The 19,679-nt window shown below is 70.2% G+C and carries 17 protein-coding genes and 1 pseudogene; 8 read left to right on the top strand and 10 right to left on the bottom strand.

Going from position 1 to position 19,679, the window contains the following annotated elements:
* Positions 1-13 precede the first annotated feature (13 nt).
* Positions 14-826, bottom strand: a pseudogene (locus ABTX24_RS08100) (DMT family transporter); the annotation flags it as partial.
* An 84-nt stretch (positions 827-910) separates the two neighbouring features.
* Between ABTX24_RS08100 and ABTX24_RS08105 the strand changes: the two are divergent.
* The gene (locus ABTX24_RS08105; RefSeq protein WP_350838709.1) at positions 911-1,375 is read left to right on the top strand and encodes an Lrp/AsnC family transcriptional regulator; all 465 of its coding nucleotides are present in this window, start codon (positions 911-913) and stop codon (positions 1,373-1,375) included.
* A gap of 15 nt (positions 1,376-1,390) precedes the next feature.
* Here ABTX24_RS08105 and ABTX24_RS08110 read toward each other — a convergent pair whose 3' ends face one another.
* Positions 1,391-2,158 (bottom strand): crotonase/enoyl-CoA hydratase family protein, encoded by a 768-nt coding sequence (locus tag ABTX24_RS08110; protein ID WP_350838711.1) that lies wholly within the window; start codon positions 2,156-2,158, stop codon positions 1,391-1,393.
* The gene (locus tag ABTX24_RS08115) at positions 2,155-3,798 is read right to left on the bottom strand and encodes an acyl-CoA dehydrogenase family protein (protein ID WP_350838713.1); all 1,644 of its coding nucleotides are present in this window, start codon (positions 3,796-3,798) and stop codon (positions 2,155-2,157) included. Before ABTX24_RS08115 ends, ABTX24_RS08110 begins: the two co-directional genes overlap by 4 nt.
* 92 nt (positions 3,799-3,890) lie before the next feature.
* On the opposite strand from ABTX24_RS08115, the gene ABTX24_RS08120 reads away from it, so the two are divergent.
* A complete protein-coding gene (locus ABTX24_RS08120) occupies positions 3,891-4,616 on the top strand; it encodes a PaaX domain-containing protein, C- domain protein (RefSeq protein ID WP_350838715.1) in 726 nt (241 codons plus the stop codon).
* 59 nt (positions 4,617-4,675) lie between these two features.
* Entirely contained in the window at positions 4,676-4,969 is a 294-nt protein-coding gene (locus tag ABTX24_RS08125) for an amphi-Trp domain-containing protein (protein ID WP_201451189.1), read from the top strand.
* A gap of 49 nt (positions 4,970-5,018) precedes the next feature.
* Here ABTX24_RS08125 and ABTX24_RS08130 read toward each other — a convergent pair whose 3' ends face one another.
* The 3 genes from ABTX24_RS08130 to ABTX24_RS08140 form a co-directional block, all read right to left on the bottom strand.
* Positions 5,019-5,417: a hypothetical protein gene (locus tag ABTX24_RS08130; protein WP_350838717.1), complete on the bottom strand. Its 399-nt coding sequence runs from the start codon at positions 5,415-5,417 to the stop codon at positions 5,019-5,021.
* 128 nt (positions 5,418-5,545) lie between these two features.
* Positions 5,546-6,964, bottom strand: coding sequence for a DUF2252 domain-containing protein (locus tag ABTX24_RS08135; RefSeq protein WP_350838719.1), 1,419 nt, complete (start codon positions 6,962-6,964; stop codon positions 5,546-5,548).
* Positions 6,965-7,061: 97 nt separating this feature from the next.
* Positions 7,062-8,009 carry a 1,4-dihydroxy-2-naphthoyl-CoA synthase gene (locus ABTX24_RS08140; protein WP_160026462.1) on the bottom strand — a complete coding sequence of 316 codons (948 nt, stop codon included), beginning with the start codon at positions 8,007-8,009 and terminating at the stop codon, positions 7,062-7,064.
* 73 nt (positions 8,010-8,082) lie between these two features.
* On the opposite strand from ABTX24_RS08140, the gene ABTX24_RS08145 reads away from it, so the two are divergent.
* The 4 genes from ABTX24_RS08145 to ABTX24_RS08160 all read left to right on the top strand — a co-directional run bounded on the left by ABTX24_RS08145 (position 8,083) and on the right by ABTX24_RS08160 (position 9,989).
* Complete coding sequence (locus ABTX24_RS08145) at positions 8,083-8,478, top strand: MerR family transcriptional regulator (RefSeq protein ID WP_350838721.1); 396 nt, start codon at positions 8,083-8,085, stop codon at positions 8,476-8,478.
* The gene (gene trxA, locus ABTX24_RS08150; RefSeq protein ID WP_350838723.1) at positions 8,475-8,810 is read left to right on the top strand and encodes a thioredoxin; all 336 of its coding nucleotides are present in this window, start codon (positions 8,475-8,477) and stop codon (positions 8,808-8,810) included. The genes ABTX24_RS08145 and trxA overlap by 4 nt, the downstream gene beginning before the upstream one ends.
* 46 nt (positions 8,811-8,856) lie before the next feature.
* Positions 8,857-9,318 (top strand): nitroreductase family deazaflavin-dependent oxidoreductase, encoded by a 462-nt coding sequence (locus tag ABTX24_RS08155; RefSeq protein WP_350838725.1) that lies wholly within the window; start codon positions 8,857-8,859, stop codon positions 9,316-9,318.
* Between the two features lie 68 nt (positions 9,319-9,386).
* Positions 9,387-9,989 carry an ACT domain-containing protein gene (locus ABTX24_RS08160; RefSeq protein ID WP_457166071.1) on the top strand — a complete coding sequence of 201 codons (603 nt, stop codon included), beginning with the start codon at positions 9,387-9,389 and terminating at the stop codon, positions 9,987-9,989.
* Positions 9,990-9,995: 6 nt separating this feature from the next.
* Here the strand turns inward: ABTX24_RS08160 and recD are convergent, their stop codons facing one another.
* The 4 genes from recD to ABTX24_RS08180 form a co-directional block, all read right to left on the bottom strand.
* Entirely contained in the window at positions 9,996-11,750 is a 1,755-nt protein-coding gene (gene recD / locus ABTX24_RS08165; RefSeq protein WP_350838729.1) for an exodeoxyribonuclease V subunit alpha, read from the bottom strand.
* On the bottom strand, positions 11,747-15,019 hold the full coding sequence (locus ABTX24_RS08170) for a UvrD-helicase domain-containing protein (protein ID WP_350838731.1): 3,273 nt from the start codon (positions 15,017-15,019) through the stop codon (positions 11,747-11,749). The genes recD and ABTX24_RS08170 overlap by 4 nt, the downstream gene beginning before the upstream one ends.
* Entirely contained in the window at positions 15,019-18,402 is a 3,384-nt protein-coding gene (gene recC, locus ABTX24_RS08175) for an exodeoxyribonuclease V subunit gamma (RefSeq protein WP_350838733.1), read from the bottom strand. The genes ABTX24_RS08170 and recC overlap by 1 nt, the downstream gene beginning before the upstream one ends.
* A gap of 113 nt (positions 18,403-18,515) precedes the next feature.
* A complete protein-coding gene (locus ABTX24_RS08180) occupies positions 18,516-19,106 on the bottom strand; it encodes a hypothetical protein (RefSeq protein WP_350838735.1) in 591 nt (196 codons plus the stop codon).
* A gap of 33 nt (positions 19,107-19,139) precedes the next feature.
* Between ABTX24_RS08180 and ABTX24_RS08185 the strand changes: the two genes are divergently transcribed.
* Positions 19,140-19,676 carry a hypothetical protein gene (locus ABTX24_RS08185; RefSeq protein ID WP_350838737.1) on the top strand — a complete coding sequence of 179 codons (537 nt, stop codon included), beginning with the start codon at positions 19,140-19,142 and terminating at the stop codon, positions 19,674-19,676.
* The last annotated feature ends 3 nt before the right edge of the window (positions 19,677-19,679 follow it).

A 19,679-nucleotide genomic window follows, 5' to 3' on the forward strand; every position in this document is an offset into this window, starting at 1 on the left:
CGACACCGATGCGCTCCCCGAAGATCGGTACGGCGACGACGGCGGTCAGCACCGGGCTCACCGCGCCACCGACCGACGCCCGTCCGCTGCCGAGCGCCTTGACGGAGAAGGCGTAGCAGAGCGTCGACATCAGACCGGTCCCGATGCCCTGGAGAACGGTGAGGAGCAGCACGTCGTCGAGCTCAGCGGTGCCCGCGAGCAGGTGCGACGGCATCGCGCCGAACGACGTCAGGACGAGCGCCGTCAGGCTCGAGACGGTGCAGACGGTCAGCACCATCTGCAGGAGCGTCAGGCTCGTACGCTGCAGGCCGGTCGTGAACACCGCCCAGGCGAACCCGCCGACGAGCAGCAGCCCGACCCCGCCCAGGGACGCGCCGCCGCCGACCAGGAACCCGCTCACCGCGACCCCCGCGGTGATGAGTCCCAGCGCGACCACCCGCTGCGGCGACATCGAGGCCCGGCCACGCGCCAGCGCGAGCAGCGTGACGAAGAGCGGCACGGTGCCCGGGACCAGCATCCCGGTGAGCGCGGCACTGGTCAGCTGGGCGCCGAACGCGAACACGAGGAAGTGCGGGAGCCCGCCCACGAGCAGCAGCGCGAGGACGTACGGCCGCTCGCGGCGGACAGCCCTGAACGTGCCCGGCAGCAGCGGAGCCAGCAGGACCACCGGCGTCGCGAACCGGAGGAACGCCGCGTCGGCGACGGTCAGGCTCGACCCACCGATGCCGCGCGTGCTCAGCGCGAACGACGACCACAGCACCACCGTCATCCCCAGCGCCGACCATCCCGCCAGCGCCCGATTCCCACCACCCGGTTGCATCCCCATAGCGCGCCACGATAGGAAAAATCGAGGCGCACATGATTGCCTGATCTGCCACGTTCATACGCCTCGGTGGCAGAATCTGCCAACATGCGCACGATCGACGAGACCGACAAGCACATCCTCTGGGAGCTGCAGCAGAACGGCCGCCTGACCAACCAGGAGCTCGCCGACCGTGTCGGCCTCTCCCCCTCGCCGTGCCTGCGCCGCGTACGCGCCTTGGAGGACGCCGGAGTGATCAGCGGCTACCGCGCCGTCGTCGACCCGCACACCGTCGGCATGGACATCACCGCGTTCGTACGCATCAAGATGGCCACCCACACGACCGACGCGGTCGAGACCGTCGAGGAGCACCTCCGCGCCATCCCCGAGATCACCGAGGCGTACGTTCTGGCCGGCGACCACGACTACCTGCTGAAGGTCGTCACGCCGTCCTTCGAGACCTACGAGAGGTTCCTGCGCGACAACCTCCGCACCATGCCGGCGCTCGCCTCGATCGAGACGACCTTCGCCTTCGGCAACACCAAGGAGAGTTCCCCGCTCCCCCTCGGCTGACCCGATCCGAGACCGTCAGTCGGCCTCGGTGGAGCCGTGACGCCCGGCTCCATCGGCGAACCGGGTCGCGCCCGCGACGGTGTCCGCGGTCACCGAGACGACACCATGGGCGTACTCCACGTCCAAGGCGTCCTTCTCGCTGAGACCCTCCTGCTCCAGCACCGAGAGCCGGTCGTGGCGCATGCAGGTCTGCGGGAAGGCGGCGAGCTGGCGGGCCAGGTCCTGCGCGGCCGCGAGGGCCTGGCCGGGTGGGACGACACGGTTGGCCAACCCCATCCGCAGGGCCTCCTCCGCCCCGACAGGGCGGCCGGTGAGGATCAGGTCCATGGCGTTGCTCGTACCGATCAGACGCGGCAGCCGGACCGTTCCGCCGTCGATCAGCGGTACGCCCCATCGTCGGCAGAAGACACCGAAGACCGCGTCCTCCTCCGTGACCCGCAGGTCGGCCCAGATCGCCAGCTCGAGACCTCCGGCGACGGCGTGGCCGGCGACCGCGGCGATGACGGGCTTGCTCAGCCGCATCCGGGTAGGACCCATCGGGCCGTCCCCGTCGGGCTCGAACCGGTTGGGGTCACCACCGGCGACCGCCTTCAGGTCGGCGCCGGCGCAGAAGTTGCCGCCTTCGCCGTGCAGCACGGCGACGGCGGCATCGGGATCGGCGTCGAACTCCGCGAACGCGGCCGCCAGGGCTTCCGCGGTCGCTCGGTCGACGGCGTTGCGTACCTCGGGACGGTTGATCCCGATCGTCGTGACCGGACCGTCCTTGGTGACATCGACCGTCATGCCGGAAGCGCCCGCTCGAGGATCGCGGTCAGGTCGCCGCGCGGCGACAGGGTCCCGAACGCGCCGCCCCAGTCGCGGCCGAGGCGCGAGGAGCAGAACGCGTCGGCGACAGGGGCCGGTGCGCGCCGGACGAGCTGCGAGCCCTGGAAGACGAGGGCCAGCTGCTCGACGATCCGCCGAGCCCGGATCTCGAGGTCGTCGAAGGAGGTGAACTCCTTCTTGAGCCGTTCCAGCGCGGCGTCGTAGCGGGCGTCGGCGCCGGTAGCGAGCTCCGCCTCCGCCAGGAACGCATCCAAGGTGTGCGGCTCCTTCGCCAGCGCTCGCAGGGCATCGAGCGCCGCCACGTTGCCCGACCCCTCCCAGATCGAGAGGAGCGGCATCTCGCGATAGATGCGCGCGACGTCGAAGTCCTCGATGTAGCCGTTCCCACCCAGGCACTCCAGGGCCTCGTTGACCATGAATGGCGCCCGCTTGCAGACGTAGTACTTGGTGACCGCCAACGCGATCCTGCGCAGAGCGGCCTCGCCCTCGTCGCCGCGGACCGCCCGGTCGTTGGCGCCCGCCAGCCGCAGCATCGCGGTCGTCGCCGCCTCGGACTCGACCTGCAGGTCGGCCAGGACGTTGCGCATCGCCGGCTGGTCGATCAGCAGCTTGCCGAACGCGGAGCGGTGCCGGGCGTGGTGCGCAGCCATGGTCAGCGCGGTGCGCATGCCGGCCGAGGAGCCGATCACGCAGTCGAGGCGGGTCATGTTGACCATCTCGACGATCGTGCGCACCCCGCGGCCCTCCTCGCCGACGAGCCAGCCGGTCGCCGCGTCGTACTCGATCTCGGAGGAGGCGTTGGACCTGTTGCCGAGCTTGTCCTTCAGGCGCACGAAGCGCATCGCGTTGCGCTCGCCGCCCGGCAGGACGCGCGGCACGAGGAAGCAGGAGAGGCCGGCCTCCGTCTGGGCCAGCGTGAGGAAGAGGTCGCTCATCGGCGCGCTGGTGAACCACTTGTGCCCGCGCAGGACATAGGTGCCGTCGGTCTGCAAGGTCGCGGTCGTCGTGTTGGCGCGTACGTCGGAGCCGCCCTGCTTCTCCGTCATCGACATCCCGGCGATCAGACCGCGCTTGGTCTCGGGGTCGCGCAGCCCGAAGTCGTACTCCCGATTGGTCAGCAGCGGCTCGAACCTCGTCGCCAGGTCTGGGTTGGCTCGCAGCGCCGGGACCACCGCGTAGGTCATCGAGATCGGACAGCCGTGACCGGCGTCGACGTTCCAGGTGTAGAACTTGGCGGCCCTCGCGACGTGGGCGCCGGGTCGGTCATCTGCCCAGGGCGCGGCGTGCAGACCGTGCTCGACCGCGGTCTGCATGAGCTGGTGGTACGCCGGGACGTACTCGACCTCGTCGACGCGGTGGCCGTAGCGATCATGGGTGTGCAGACGGGGGGGCACCCGCTCGGCGAGGCGGCCCCAGTCCTGCGCCTCGGCAGTGCCGGCGAGGCGGCCCAGCTCGTCGATCTCCGGGAGCGCCCACGCGGCGCCCTCGCGCTCGAGACCCTCCCGCAGGACCGGGTCACCGGCCGTGTTGTGGCCCACCAACGGCGGGACCTGGTTGGTGACCACATGGGTGGAGTGGGCCTCGTGCGTGCTGGTCATGCGTTACCCCTTGCTGATGGAGGGTGATCCATCACGATGTTACATATTCGGACACAGCCGTGTCGAGATGTGTTGCATGAGAGGATGTCCGCGTGGCTTCCGTGCGCGATGAACTGGCTCCGCTCTCGGCCCGCTCCACCATCCTGAGCCTGATGCTCGGCGCCCACCCGAACCCGCTGACCCCCGCCGACCTCGCCCGCGCCGGCCAGTTCTTCGGCATCGCCCCGGCGACCGTGCGGGTCGCGGCCACCCGCGCCGTCAGCGACGGCGACCTGCGCAGGACGGAGGCCGGCTACCGGCTCGGCGAGCGGCTCGTCCAGCGGCAGGCTCATCAGGACGAGGCGGTACACACGGCGGACAGGCCGTGGGACGGCTCCTGGGAGATGGCCATCGTCGTCACTGCCGGCCGCCCCGGCCCCGAGCGCGCCGTGCTGCGCGATGCGCTCAAGGCGCACCGGCTCGCCGAGCTTCGCGAAGGGGTCTGGGCCCGGCCGGCCAACCTTCGGCGTCCGCGCTTCTCGGATCCGGTCCTCCAGACCTTCACCGCGACACCGGAGCAGGATCCGGCCGAGCTAGCCGAGTCCTTGTGGGATCTCGACGGCTGGGCACGCGAAGGCGAGCGTCTGCTCGAGCTCCTCTCATCCACGCCCCAGCCCGCGCTCCGTCTCGCCACAGCCGCCGCGATCGTGCGCCACCTCAGCGACGACCCGCTCCTCCCCGTGGAGCTCCGTCCCTCGGACTGGCCGGCGGCGGACCTGCGCGAGACCTACCGCGCCTACCAGCGCGAGCTGAGCGAGCTCGCCGCGCTGCCGCGTTGAGCGGGATTCACGCGTTCCGCATGACGCTGGTCTCCCCGTCGATTGGATAGGTTGCGATCGTGCCATCTGTCGAGCTGGCACGAATCGCGCTCGGCCGAGATCAGCGGCCTCAACGCCACATCAAGGAGATCGAGATGGACCTGCTGGAAGTCACGGAACGAGCGAAGCTGCGTCGTGAGGACGCCGCGGCTCGCCTGCATGCCCTGGCCGACGCGCTCGCCCGCAACAACGAGATCGAGTTCGAAAGAGAAGGGCTGCGCTTCAAGGTGCGCGTACCCGACGAGGTCGACTTCAAGCTGGAGGTCGAGATCGGGGACGACGAGCGCGAGCTCGAGGTCGAGCTGAAGTGGTGACAGGCTCACCCAGCTGAAACGGCGCGCTCGATCGGCGAGACCTGGGTGCTCAGCAGGTTTCCTGGACGTCCGTGATGAGAGTCCGTACGTCGCTACCGAACGTGGAAAGTGCGGTCGCGGCGGCGCTCAGCGTGGCGGCGGAAACGCTCGCCTTGGCCGCGTCGACGCTCGCCGACAGCGCGTCGTAGCTGGCCTGGACGGTGTCGAGCTGGCTGGAGAACTCGGCCTTCGCGTCGGACTTGACCTCGGACAGGTCCGACCCGACAGCCTCGAGTCCGCTCTCCAGCTCGCCCAACGCACCCGAGGAGGTCACGTCGATGTCCCGCACGTCCTCGACCGACGCCTCGAGGTCGTCGACGGAGCTGCACACAGCAGGTTGGTCCTCACCGCAGCCGGTCAGCGGTGTGGCCAACGCCAATGTCATGACAGCGACGGGGATGAGCTTCATGGAGACTCCTTCGATGGGTTGCCGGCTGATGGGGATCTGGCGCGGCCCCCGAACGACGTGAGGCCCATCATTCGCACGGAAGGGTCCACGGTCGTCACCCAGAAGACGTGAACATCGCCCACCGACCTTCAGCCACTCTGGGCGACGATCCTCCCGTCGTCGACCGCACGACGCAGTGCTGCGTAGTCCCGCTCGTTCTGGTCGGCGTAGGCCTCGGCGAACGTCGAGATGGCCCGGTCGAACCGGTCACCAGAGCCGAGGTAGCTCGCGATGGCGACCGGGTCGCCGGAGCGTGCGTGAGCCCTCGCCAGCGTCCACCCGCACATCCGGGCGTACCCGGTCATGGCAGCGGGATTCATCGCCTCCACGATCGCCGAACCCTTGCCGTCCCACAGCTGCCGGACGAAGAAGTCTCGCTCGATGCCGTCGAAGCCGCTCGCCGTCACCCAGCCGAGCATCACGTCGCTCGCGGACTGCATCAGTCGCTGCCCCTCGACGACCCGCTGACCATGGCTGGTGTACGCGCTCTTGCCGAGGAAGGGCTCCAAGACGGATGCCTGGGCCTCCTTGGCCTGGAGGAAGAGCGGATCCTGGTCGTCGTTGCCGACCAGCAGCACGATCCAGGAGCGGGTGCCCACGCTGCCCACCCCGACGACTTTGCGTGCGGCGTCGGTGAAGCGAAACCCCTCGAGCAGGTGTCGGTGGTCCCCCTGCAGGGTCCGGCGGTAGATGTGCAGGATGGCATGGAGCGTGTCTTCGACCTCGTGAAACTCCTTGTCGGGCATCAGCTCCTGGATCCTGGCGATCATCGGAGGATCGTGGATCAGGCGCGGACGCCCATCCACGATCTCCACGAGCTTGGAGAAGGCCTTCAAGCTGTTCGTCGACCGGGCCTTGGCCATGTTCTTGCGGAAGCGCTTGAGCTGCTTGGCCGTGAACTGCGAGCTCAGCAGGGCCTCCAGCTCGTCGACATCCAAGCGGGCGTACCACACGTCGAGCTTGCGCATCCGCGCCAGATCCTGCATCGCCTGTCGGTAGGACGAGGCCGCCGTCAGGTTGATGGTCCTGCGCTCGGCATCGTCGAACTCGCGGTCACGCCCCGCGACCGCGAAGCTGGCCACCATGCGCTTGACGTCCCACTCGAAGGGGCCAGGCAAGGTCTCGTCGAAGTCGTTGAGGTCGAAGACCAGGCGCCGGTCCGGTGCTGCGAACGACCCGAAGTTCGACAGGTGCGCATCGCCGCACAGCTGGACCGTCAGGTCCGTACGCGGCGCACTCGCCAGATCTGCCGCCATCAGGTAGGCGGAACCACGGTAGAACGTGAACGGGTCCGCCAGCATCCGGCCGTAGCGGAGCGGCACGAGCTCCTGCAACCGACTGCTTCCCTGCTCCTCGAGGAGACGGACAGGGTCGGCCCGGTCGGGCGCCGGATGCCACTCGCCGTGCGCCGAACGCGGGACCTTCGCTCGTACCCCTCGGCCCAACGACGCCCGCTCCGCCAGGGTGAGGTGGTGGGGCCGACGTGCCTGGGTCTCGATCGAGCTCATCGGTCCATGTGACCTCACGTGCCCGTCTTTGGCATCACGCAGCTTGTGTGACGCGTCTGAGGTCGGCCGGCAGGTGACGCCGGGTGGTCGCGTCGTATCAGTAGTACCAGGGGTAGGGCGACCAGTCGGGCTCGCGCTTCTCCAGGAACTGGTCGCGGCCCTCCTGGGCCTCGTCGGTCATGTACGCCAGGCGGGTGGTCTCGCCGGCGAACATCTGCTGGCCGACGAGACCGTCGTCGAGGAGGTTGAAGGCGTACTTCAGCATCCGCTGGGCCGTGGGCGACTTCCCGTTGATCTTGCGGCCCCACTCGAGCGCGACGTCCTCGAGCTCGGCGTGCGGGACGGCGCGGTTGACGGTGCCCATGCGTACGCCGTCCTCGGCCGAGTACTCCTCGGCGAGGAAGAAGATCTCGCGGGCGAACTTCTGGCCGACCTGGCGGGCGAGGTAGGCGGAGCCGTAGCCGCCGTCGAAGGAGCCGACGTCGGCGTCGGTCTGCTTGAAGCGCCCGTGCTCGGCGCTCGCGAGCGTCAGGTCGCAGACCACATGGAGGGAGTGGCCGCCGCCGGCGGTCCAGCCGGGGACGACGCAGATGACGACCTTGGGCATGAAGCGGATCAGTCGCTGGCACTCCAGGATGTGCAGCCGGGCGAGCTTGGCCTTGTCGATCGGGGTGGGCTCCTCCGCGCCGGTCCGGCCGGCGGCGTACGCCTCGGTCTCCTCGTACTGGTAGCCGGCCTTGCCTCGGATGCGCTGGTCGCCGCCGGTGCAGAACGAGTGCTTGCCGTTCTTCTCGGAAGGCCCGTTGCCGGTCAGGAGCACGCAGCCGACGTCGGCGGAGGTCCGGGCGTGCTCCAGCACGCGGAGGAGCTCGTCGACGGTGTGCGGGCGGAAGGCGTTGAGTACGTCGGGGCGGTCGAAGGCGATGCGTACGGTGCCGTGCTCCTTGGCCCGGTGATAGGTCAGGTCGGTCAGATCCTCGAAGCCCTTCACCGCGTCCCAACGGGTCGGGTCGAACGTGTCGGAGACTCCCTCGATGGCGCTCATGGCCCTGAGGTTATCCGGCCCGCTGATCACAGGCTTGACCTTGCCCCCAGGGTCAAGGTCTACGGTCGTACGCGTGCAGATCAAGGAGCTCGCGGATCAGGCCGGCGTGACGGTGAAGGCCGTGCGCTACTACGAGTCGCGTGGGCTGCTCACGCCACGGCGAGCAGGCAACGGATATCGGGACTATGCCGAGGTGGACGTGCAGGTGGTGCGGGAGATCCGCGCCCTGCTGTCGCTCGGCCTCACGGCCGAGGAGACGCTGCCCTTCGTCGACTGTCTGCGCGCCGGCAACGACCGTGCCGACCTGTGCCCGGCCTCGCTCGAGGCCTATCGGCAGCGCATCGCCGAGATCGACCGGCGGGTGACCGAGCTGACCGCCCTGCGCGGCGAGCTCGCCGGGCTGCTGCACGAAGCCGAGTCCTATCGACCGAACCCGGGTCGACCGAACCCCGAAGGAGAGAAGCGATGAGTCAGACCGCCGTGATCGAGGACATCACCGATGCCCGGTTCGCCGAGGACGTACTCATGTCCGAGACGCCGGTGCTGGTGGAGATCTGGGCCGAGTGGTGCCCGCCGTGCCGCCAGCTCGCACCGATCCTCGAGCAGATCGCCGCGGAGCGGGTCGGGAGCCTGCGGGTGGTGAAGCTCAACCAGGACGAGAATCCGGCCACCTCCGCCGACTACCGGGTCATGGCGGTGCCGACGATGCTGCTCTTCCGGGGCGGGGAGCTCGTGCTCCAGCTGGTCGGGGCGCGGCCGAAGTCGCATCTCGACCGCGAGATCGACAAGGCGCTCGCCTGATCCGGGCCTCTCGGAATAGGCGTCGCCGTGGCGTGTTGTAGTGGGCATGACCGAACTGCAAGGTGAATACGTCCCGAGCACGGCCGACTGGGTGCGCGAGCAGGTGGCCGCGTTCGAAGCCTCCAACGGCGCCGAGGCCAACGTCCTCGAGCGCGACGGCAAGCCGATCATCCTGATCACCAACCGCGGCGCGAAGACCGGCGCGATCCGCAAGACCCCTCTGATGCGCGTCGAGCGCGACGGCCGCTACCTCGCGGTCGCCTCGATGGGCGGCAGCGACAAGAACCCCGCCTGGGTGGCCAACTTCCGCAAGTACCCCGACATGGTGCTCCAGGACGGCGGCACCAAGAAGGCGTACGTCGCCCGCGAGCTCTCCGGCGCCGAGCGCGACGAGTGGTGGGACTACGCCGTGAAGACCTGGCCGACCTACGGCGAATACCAGCCCAACACGTCCCGGATCTTCCCGCTCTTCCTGCTGGAGCCGGCAGGCGATCAGCTCGCCAATTGACGGGTGTGTAACCGGGACAGTGCCACGGCTGTCGGTTCGCGACGCTAGGGTCTATGGCCATGCCGTTCCTGCTACGCGTCGAGCTGCCCGATGTCCCGGGTTCCCTCGGTCGCCTCGCCTCTGCCATCGGTGAAGCCGGTGGCGACATCGAGGCGATCGAGATCGTCGAGAAGAACAAGGTCGACGGCAGAGCCGTCGACGATGTGCTCCTCGAGACCCAACCGGGAACGATGCCGGACTCCATCGTGTCGGCGTGCAACGAGCTCGACGGCGTGCACGTCGTCTGGATCTCCCGCTATGCCGCCGGCGGTAACCTCTTCCTCGACCTCGAGGCCGTCGAGGACCTCACCGAGAACGCCCTCGAGGCGCTCGACCGGCTCGTGGACGTGCTGCCCCTGACCTTCCGTGCCGACTGGGCCATCCGCGTCCACCGAGTCAAGGGCATCGGCCGAGCCACCGACGGCTCGCCCGAGAACGTCCCCTTCATCGAGCTCGACCGCCCCGAGCGGATCGAGGTTGAAGGTGAGGACGAGAACATGTTCGCCGGCGCCCGCATCGACGGCAACGAGATCGTCATCATCGGCCGCCGCGGCGGCCCCGACTTCCTCGACTCCGAGCTCGCCCGCCTCGGCCACCTCGCCTCCCTCGCCACCTCCATCGCGCGGTCCTGACGCAGCTCAGTTCCCGAGGCGTTGGCGGAGGCCGGAGGCGCGCTGGGCTCGGCGGGTGATCGCGGCGGTGACGGCGTCGGGGGTGCCGACGATGCGTACGCGCTCCTGGGCTCGGGTCACCGCGGTGTAGAAGAGCTCGCGGGTGAGCAGGGGTGAGTCGTCGGGTGGGAGCAGGACGGTGACGGACCTGGCCTGGCTGCCCTGGGACTTGTGGACGGTCATCGCATGCAGGGTCTCGATGTCGCCGAGCCGTGAGGGTGCGTACGTCGCGCCGCCCGCGATCGCGACGCGGAGATCGCCGCCGGCGTCGGTGTAGGTGACCCCGGTGTCGCCGTTGAAGAGTCCGAGGCCGTAGTCGTTGGCGGTGACGAGGACCGGGCGGCCCGGATACCACTCGTGACCCCAGCCGATGCCGAGCGGCTCACCGGTGGTCTCGGCGAGGCCGCGCTCGATCTGCCGGTTCCAGTGGGCGACGCCCCAGGGCCCGTCGCGGTGGGCGCAGAGGAGGCGCGACTCGTCGAGCATCTGTACGCAGCGCTCCGCGTCGCCCGCGAGCGCGGCCTCGTGAAGAGCGGCGGCGTGGGCGACCAGGCCGCGCTCGACCTCCGCCATCCGGGCCTCGTCGGCCGGGTCGACGAGCTCGACCGCGGGGTCGCCGGACTTCAGCACGTCGAGTGCCGCATCGGCGTCGCCGACCCGCAGCGCCTCGGCGAGGGCGCCGATCGCGCCACCGAAGCGATGGGTGATGCGGAGGGCGGCGACGGCGTCGGGCGAGCGCACGGCGAGCCCGGCGACGAGGTCGGAGAGCACCGCGCCCGCCTCGACGCTCGCGAGCTGGTCGGGGTCGCCGACGAGGATCAGCCGCGCCTCCGGGCGTACGGCCTCGAGGAGCCGGGCCATCATCGTCAGCGAGACCATGCTCGTCTCGTCGACGACGATCACGTCGTGCGGCAGCCGGTTGGTGCGGTGGTGCTTGAACCGCGTCGACGAGCCGGGTCGCCAGCCGAGCAGGCGGTGAAGGGTCGACGCGGTGAGACCTGCGAGGCGGCCGCGGTCTTCGGCGGTGAACTGCGACGCCCGCTGGGCACCCTCGACGGCCTCCTGAAGCCGCGCGGCCGCCTTGCCCGTCGGGGCGGTCAGTGCGACCCGCAACGGGGTCGAGGACTGCTCGGTGAGCAGCGCCAGCAGCCCGGCCACGGTCGTCGTCTTGCCGGTGCCGGGACCGCCGGTGAGCACGGTCGTCGACTGCCGGGCGGCGGCAAGCGCGGCGGCACGTTGCTCGGCGTAGCCCTCGCCCGGGAAGAGCCGGGCCGCGGTCGCCTCCAGCAGGGCCTCGTCGGCCACGGGGCGCGGCGAGGCCAGCCGGGCGAGCAGGTCGTCGCGTACCTGTCCCTCTTCGCGGTGATAGCGGTCCAGGTAGAGCAGGCCGTCCTCGACCTGCACCAGGGACTGCGCCGCCAGCGGGCTGTCGGCGACGGCGTCCAGCCAGCCGTCGGCAGCCGGCCAGGGCAGCGTCTCCTCGGTCTCCCGCAGCGTGGCCAGGTCGACGCAGACCGACCCGTGCCGGACCGCGCGGACCGCCAGCGCCACCGCCAGTCGCACCTCGTCGCGCTCCTCTCCGGCGAGCGCGGCCGCCCGGGTCGCGACGTGTACGTCGGCTGCAGTCAACACACCCTCGCGGTTGAACGACGCGAGCAGGCCGGTGGCGGACCTGGCCAGCCGTGCGTCGAAGGGGTCCTCGGACTCCCAGCGCTCGATCATGCGGTTGCTCCGTCCAGCAGGTCGGACAGCGCGACCGCGAGGGGCGCGGGCGGCTGCCAGGTGAAGACGCCGGTCGGGATGCCGTCGACGACGGGCGTGTCCGGGCCGAGCATCCCGCGCACGTAGAGGTAGAGCACGCCACCGAGATGCTTCTCGGGGTCGTACCCGGGCAGGCGCCAGCGCAGGAAGCGGTGCACCACCGCGGAGTAGAGCAGCGCCTGCAGCGGGTAGTGGGAGTGCAGCATCGCCTCAGCGAGCTTCGGCTGGGTGTAGTCCATCGCCTCCACGCCCAGGAAGTTGGTCTTGTAGTCGACCACCACGAACCGTCCGCTCGGCAGCCGCAGCACCACGTCCACCGAACCGGTCAGGTAGCCCCGCAGCGACTGGTCCCCCAGCGGCGGAGCCTCCAGCCGGTCGGCGTACGTCACCATCGGGTCGTCCGCCGGAAGATGAGCGCGCAGGAGCGGCGCGAGGTCGCGGAGGCACACGTCGGGATCCTCGGGCCCGCGGGTGTCACCGCCGCCGAGCGGGATCTCGAAGTCGAGCTCGCGCAGCCGGTCGCGCAACGGGATCTCGGCCAGCGTCAGCCCATCGGCGAGCGGGCCGAGCGAGGTCAGGTTGAGCGGCAGGATCGCGGTCGCGAGGTCCTCGGCCGAGGCCGGCACCGGCCACCAGCGGAGCTGCTCGCGAGTCCTCGTCAGCAGCTCTTCGCCCAGGTCGGGGGCCTGCGGGTCGGTGTGCTCCAGGACCGCGTGGACCAGCGACCCGAAGCCGGCGCCCTTGGGCAGCTCGGCCATCGGCGAGAGGTGCTCCTCCTCCGCGGGAGGCTCGATGAGATCGACGTCCTCGGCGATGGGCTCGTCGTCCTTCCCCTCGACCTCCGGCTCCGAGGTCGCCGCGACGCCCTCGTCGACCCGGATGAGCCCTGAATAGGACGTACGCCGCCACTCGGCGTCGACCTCACGGGTGAACGGCCGCGCGGCGAGCATGCCGGGCGGCGCTTCTCGCACCGTCGGAGCTGCCGTCACCGGCACTGCTTCCTCGGCCACCGGACCGCCGTGGCGCGCGACATTGCTCAGCAGCGTTGCCGCGTCCTCGTCGCTCGGCACGGCGACGCTGTCAGGAACCACCGCTTGGCCGGGACCTCGCCCGAACAGCAGCCGGTGCAGGCCTCCGGTGGCCGTGTTGGCCGTCGGTGCCCACCACGCGACGACTTGGGACTGCGCCCGGGTCAGCGCGACGTACAGGTCTCGAAGCTCCTCCCCGAGCTCCTCGGCCTGGTGTCGGGCCAGGTGCTCGGCCCACTGCGCGCCGGTCCGGGCGACGTCGATCGTCCGCTGCCCCGAGGCGTCGTGGAACCGGGCGACCTCCGGGTCGCGGACGAAGAAGTCGTAGGCGAAGGGCAGGTAGACGATCGGGTACTGCAGCCCCTTGGACCCGTGCACCGTGACGATCTGCACCGCCGCGGCGTCCGAGTCGAGCCGCCGCGGCCGCTCGGCGGCGGCAGAACGCCGCCGCTCGTCACGGAACCAGGCGAGCAGCGCAGGCAGTCCGAGCGAGTCGCGCACCGAGATGTCGTGAAGCAGCTGCCCCAGATGACGTACGTCGGTGAGCAGCCGGTCCCCGTCGGTGCGCCGCAGCACGCGGGCGGTGAGCCCGCGCTCCTCCGCCGCCTCGATCAGGGCCGCGACGCCTCGGCCGCGCAGCAGCAGCGCCCAGCCGCGCAGCGTGTCGGCGATGCGCGAGGTCAGCGCCTCGCCGCCCGCGTCGAGCTCGGTCGCGGTGTAGCCGAAGAACACGCTCAGCCCGGCCGTTCGCACCAGCGGCGTCCGATGCGGCGAGTCGAGCGCCTGCAGCAGCGCGAGCCAGTCCTCGCCGGCGGGAGTCAGGAAGACGTCACCGCCGCCGGCCATCACCGCCGGGATGCCGTGCTCCTGCAGCACCCGCTGGACGAGCAGCCCGTGGGAGCGCACCGCGACGATGACCGCGACGTCCCCTGCCTGGACCGGGGCATCGCACCAGGTGGCCCCGGAGCCGAGCAGCTCGGCGATGTCTCCGGCGAGGTCCCGGGCGATGTGGGTACGGGCGTCACCGGCGGTGATCATCCCGCCGCGGGTGAGCTTGAAGCCGCTGCGACCGACCCGGCGGATCCGGAACGGCGCCGGATGAGGGGCCCCGGCCAGCCTTGACCCCGCGTGGTGAGCCTTGACGTCATGGACGACGATCTCGGGCGAGCCCAGAGCCGCGCCGCGCAGGACCACCTGGAGCCGCTCGACCAGCGGGGCGTCGCTGCGCCAGTTGGTGTCGAGCGTCGCCTGCGTCTCGGCCGCTCGGGCGGCGGTCAGGTAGGTGAAGACGTCGCCGCCGCGGAAGGCGTAGATCGCCTGCTTCGGGTCACCGATGAGCACGAGGGTGGCGTGGCCCTCGAAGGCCCGGGAGAGCACCTGCCACTGCACCGGGTCGGTGTCCTGGAACTCGTCGACCAGGACGATCCGCCACCGCTGGCGCATCCGTGCCCGGGCCGGAGCTGATGAGTCGGCCAGCGCGGAAGCGAGGCGGGAGAGCAGGTCGTCGTAGGACAGGACGCCACGCATCTGCTTGCGCCGGTCGACCTCGTCCCGGACCGCCTCGGCGAACCGCACCCGCGCGCCCGCGACCGGGTCCTCGGCCGGCGCCGGGGCCAGCACCGACTGCGGGTCCTCGACCGCAGTGCGCGCCAGCCCCAGCGCGTCGTCGCGGTCGAACGGCGGTCGCTCCCGAGCCTCGCCGAACCACTTCAGATAGAGGTCGTCGACGACCTCCACGACCAGCTCGTCGAGCGACTCGACCAGCTCGGCGCCGGCGTCGGTGTCGCCGGCCACGCCCAGCGAGCGCAGCACGAGCTGGCAGAACTGGTGGGTCGTCGCGATCGTGGCCCCGTCGAAGGAGGCGAGCGCGTCGCGCACGCGCTCGTGGCGTACCCGGATCTCGTCGTCGGACACGTCCAGCAGCAGCTCGAGGTGGGCGTCGATTGGGGTCGGACGCTGCCCGGCGACCGCGGCTGCGAAGGCTCGCTCGGCCTCGACCAGGTGGGAGCGCACGCGGTCGCGCAGCTCCTGGGAGGCGGCGCGGCCGAAGGTGATCGCCAGGATCTCGTCGAGGGTCGCCTCGCCCTCGACGACGTAGCGGGTGACCAGGGCGCCGATGGTGAAGGTCTTCCCGGTGCCGGCCGATGCCTCGATCAGGGTGGTGCCGGTCGGGAGGGGACCGGTCAGGTTGAATCCGTCCATCACCAGCTCCCCTGCTCGGCGGTGAGCAACGGCGACCACACCCGCATCGCGAGCGCGCCGAAGCGGGTCGTCTCCCCGTCGAACTCCTCACCGGCCTCCGGCGGGATAACCAGACCAGGGATCCCGGACCCCTTGCCCCAGGCCCTCACCTGCTCCACATCGGACTCCTCGCCCTCGAACCGTCCGTCGTTCCACTCCCAGCCGGCCTTGTAGAGCGCGTCGTCCACCCCGGCCTGAGTCCGCCGCTGGCGCGCGTACGCGAGCGAGGTCTTCAGCGGCAGCGGCAGCGGCGCGGACAGCCCTCGGTCGCGCAACCGCACCAGGTCACGCAGCACATCGACCGCGGTGTGGTCGAGCGGCCCGAGCTGGGAGAGCCCGAACGGCGTACGCGACCGGGAGTTGCCCGGCCGACCCAGCGTCCACGCGCTCCAGGCCCGGTCCTCGTCGGAGGCGGCCAGCGCGACCAGCTGCACCCACGACTCGATCCGTTGCTTGGCGCCCAGGCGGGAGTACGTCACCGGAGCGAGCCGGTCGCCGTAGACCTGTGGGACGGTGCCGGTCAGGCGCCGACCGTCACCGAGGTCGACCTCGACGTCGACAGCCCGCGCCTGCCCGGTGGAGATGCCCGCCTGCCGCACCCGCAGGGCCTCGGCCGCGATCGGCTTCGCCTTGGTGATCACGTCGGTGAGAATGCGCCAGCCCAGCCATTTCGGAGGCAGTACGCCGCGGCGCCACTCCTGCTGGGTCGCCTGCTCCTCCGACATCCCGGCGAGCAGGTCGTGGAGCAGCCGGTCGCCCACCGACCACTGCCCCAGGCCGTCGAGCTCGACCGGGAGACCGTCGGAGAGCGGGTCGTCATCACGCGGCAACGCCAGGTCCAGCCGGTCGCGGAAGAAGGCGCGCACCGGCGCGCGGTAGAAGGCCAGCAGCTCCTCGAGCGTCAGGTCTCCGGTGGCGGCCGGCGCCAGCGGGCCGGGCAGGAACTCCGCCGGCTCGACACGGTCGGACACCGCGGCGAGGGCGCCGGCCTCGGCGGCCTTGTCGAAGGAGAAGGAGTGTCCGGGCACCAGTGCACCGGGCGTCAGGTTGCGCGGGTCGAACGGCTGCAGCGGGTGCCTGGTCGTCACGACCTCCTTGACCGGCCTGCCGTCCGCGGAGACGGCGGTCGCGTCCAGCGTGTCCAGCAGCTCCCCCAGCGGCACCGCGGGCGGCCGCGGCTGGCCCGAGTACTCGTTGGCGCCCGTGTAGGTCACCACCAGCGTCTCGGTCGCCGCCAGCAGTGCGTCAAGGAACAGCTGCCGGTCCTCGCTGCGCAGGTCGCGCTCCCCGGTCTGCGGGTCGCGGGCCAGCAGGTCGTCGCCGTCGGTGATCCCGACCCTCGGGAACACCCCGTCGTCCATGCCGAGCAGGCAGACCACCCGATGGGGCACCGACCGCATCGGCACCAGCGTGGAGACGGTCAGCGTGCCGGTGCGGAAGTTGGCACGCGTCGCCCGGCCAGCCAACCGTGCGCCGAGGAGCGCGCGCACGTCCGGCAGACGCAGCTCGTCGACCTCCTGCCCCGCGGCGGCGTCCCGCACCCGGGACAGCTCCCTGGTCACCTGGCCCGACTGCCACTCGTCGTTGGTCGAGACCGACGTCAGCGCGGCGACACCCTCCTCGATCACCTTCAGCCAGTGCTTCAGCGGATGCACCCCGGCCAGCTCGTCGGTCACCTGCTCGAGCCGATCGACGAGCTCGGCGAACTTCCCCGCCAGCTCGACGCTTCCACTCCCCACGTCATCCAACGGCAGCGTCGTATCCAGCCAGGTCGCCGAGTCCTCCGACATCGCGACCCCGGTGAGAATCCGGTCCATCCCGAAGCGCCAGGTGTTGGCGACGTACGTCTCCAGCCCGAAGGGCTCGCGGTGCTGCGCGTCGAAGCCCCACCTGATCCCGGCGTCCTTGGCCCAGTCCTCGAGCTGCTCCAGGGCGTCGTCGTTGAGCCCGAACCGGCGCCGCACCGGGTCGAGATGAGCAAGATCGAGTACGTCGCTCACCCCCGCCCGGCCGCCGGCGAGGTCGAGCAGCCTCGTGGCCACGTCCAGAAGCGGATTCGTACGCGTCAACGACCGGTCCGCCAGCTTCACCCGCAGCCGGTGAGCGGGGTGTCCGGTCTCGCCGGTCATCTCCCCCAGCCCGAACCCGGCCTCGATCAGCGGCGCGAAGGTCTCGATGTCGGGGCACATCACCAGGACGTCCCGCGGCTCCAGCGTCGGATCGTCCTCGAGCAGCCCCAGCAGCACCTCGCGCAGCACCTCCACCTGCCGCGCCTCGCCGTGGCAGGCATGCACCTGGATCGAGCGGTCCCTGGGCTCCAACACCCGGCCCGCGCGATCGCCGAGGGTGTTGTGCCGGATGTCCTCCTGCAGCCACCCGAGCAGCCGGCCGCTGGTTGAGCCGCCGGGCGAAGGCGTGTCGAAACCAACACAGTCGTCCACAGCGGCAAGCTCCGCCAGACCTCGCTGCAGCTCCCGCGTATCCCGCCCCAACGTCGCCAGCAGCGGATGCCCGACCTCGTCGTGCGACCGGTCGGCCGTACGCGCCATTTTCCCGTCCATCCCAGCGAGCGCCTGCCACAGGGCCTCAGAAGGGTGCGGCAACCACAGATGCACGTCGCGGTGCTCGCCCAGCGCCGCGACCAGCTCGATGTCGGTGGCCGAGAGCCGAGTGTGCCCGAACAACGAGACCCGCTCCGGCAGCTCGAACGCGCCCGGTGCCTCCTTCAGCCGGGCGACCGTCGCCGCCTGCCGCTCGACCGGTGTCGGCCCGCCGACCAGCCCGGCGACGGTCCGCCACAGCGGCGGCTGCCATGCCAGATCCTCGGCGATCTTCGCCCCGAGCCCGTCCGTGTCCAGCCCTGCGCTCCAGTCGGCGACCACAGCCGGCCGTTGGTCCGCGTACGCAGCGAACAACCGCGCCAGCCGCCGGGCCAGAGCCAGCCGCCGCCCCCGCCGACGTACGCCCTCCTCCGACGTGTCCCCGTGTCCCAGGTGCTGCGCGAGCGGCCTCGCCCAGGGCTCGTCCAGCGATGCGTCGATCGCCGCCAGCACCGGCCAGGTCAGCGACTCCGGCGCCCAGGGATCCTCATCCCCCGTGCCCGCGACCTCCGCGAACAGCGACCAGGGAGACCGGAAGTCGACCCCCGCACAGATCCCGTCCGCACGCCCCTCAGCAGCCCCCAGCCGATGCGAGAGCCGCTGCGACAACCACCGCTCCACCCCCCGCGCCGGCACCACGACGACCTCCGTCGCGAACGGATCCCCCAACGGCACCGACAACAGCTCGCCGAGCGAGTCGGCGAGCAGATCGGTCCGCGGCGCGCGGTGCAGATGTACGACCACAGACCGCAACCTATCGGGCACCGCCGACATCAGATCCTTGGACTCGGCGCCCACCTACTGAGATCGTTCAGTCTCCCGCCTCGAAGCTTCCGGCTATAGGGCACGGATATCGATCAGGCGTCGAACTTGAACGACGGCATTACCTGGTTGATGAGCTCGTCAGCTTCGTCGCGCGTGACCCACTCGGGGTTGAACGACCAAGCAACCTCGGCCTCAGATTCACCCAACACAGCGCCGTAGAGGTCATACACCTCGGTGTTGTTGGATCCACGAAGATGGAAGAACACGGTGCCGCCGTACGTCACGTCCTTGAGGCGCTTCGCGTCTGGAAACAACTCCTTCACGCCCGGCATTGCAGCCTCCGCCAGCTCGTCGACGTCGGATGCAAGGGTGACATCTGCGTTGAAGATCCCCGAGCCAGTCGGATGATCGTCGTCTGGCGCGCTGAGTACGTAACTCGAGTCCTCGAACTCGACCTCCCACCCCGCGGGGGCTGTGAGCGTGGCGCCATTGATCTCTGCCGTCCCGCCACCTTCACCTGCCGCGGTCGATGACTCCGATGTCTCCGGGCTACTCGGCGAGGATGACGCATCAGGTCCGGACGGCTCGTCCCCTCCACCACAGGAGCAAAGCACCAGAGCAGTGATGGCCGACACAGCGATTGCGGTGAGGGATCGGGAGAACCCCGTCCGAGATCCAGTCATGCCCCAGAGGATAGTGGCTCGAGGCGAGAGTCATTGGCAGTGACGATCCGGGGCATCGTGTTTACACTTTGGGCACCGCATGCACACACCCTCGGGGAGGCCGACATGGCAGGTCCACAATCAACAGGAGTCGACGAGACCCTGGTTAACAAGATCAAGCAGGTACTTATCGACTCCAAGGTCGACGTGGACAAGGTACATGTCGACAAGCCTGCTGCTGGACACCTCGGCGGCAGCCAGACTGCGGATTCACTTGCTGGGCTCATGAATGTAGCCACAGAGCGGATCAACTCGACCCTGTCGGAGACGTCGGACGCTCTGATCAAGTTCGTCGATGGTTTGGACAATGCGGTACGCGCGGTCAAGGATGCCGACGAGGGTGCCCGTGCCGATGCCACCCGTCTGATGGACGATGCAGTTGGCCTGATCCGCAAGCCCTTCTTCGAGAATCTGGTAAAGGATGACCGCCCCGACATGCCGGGCATCCAGTTGCCGTTCTTCCCGTTGTCTCCCGACGCGTTGCAAGAGATCGCATCGCGTTCCGAGTTTGGTCAAGACAAGGATGGCTAACGC

Source organism: Nocardioides sp. NPDC127514 (genome assembly GCF_040302125.1).
In the GTDB taxonomy this organism is placed as follows: domain Bacteria; phylum Actinomycetota; class Actinomycetes; order Propionibacteriales; family Nocardioidaceae; genus Nocardioides.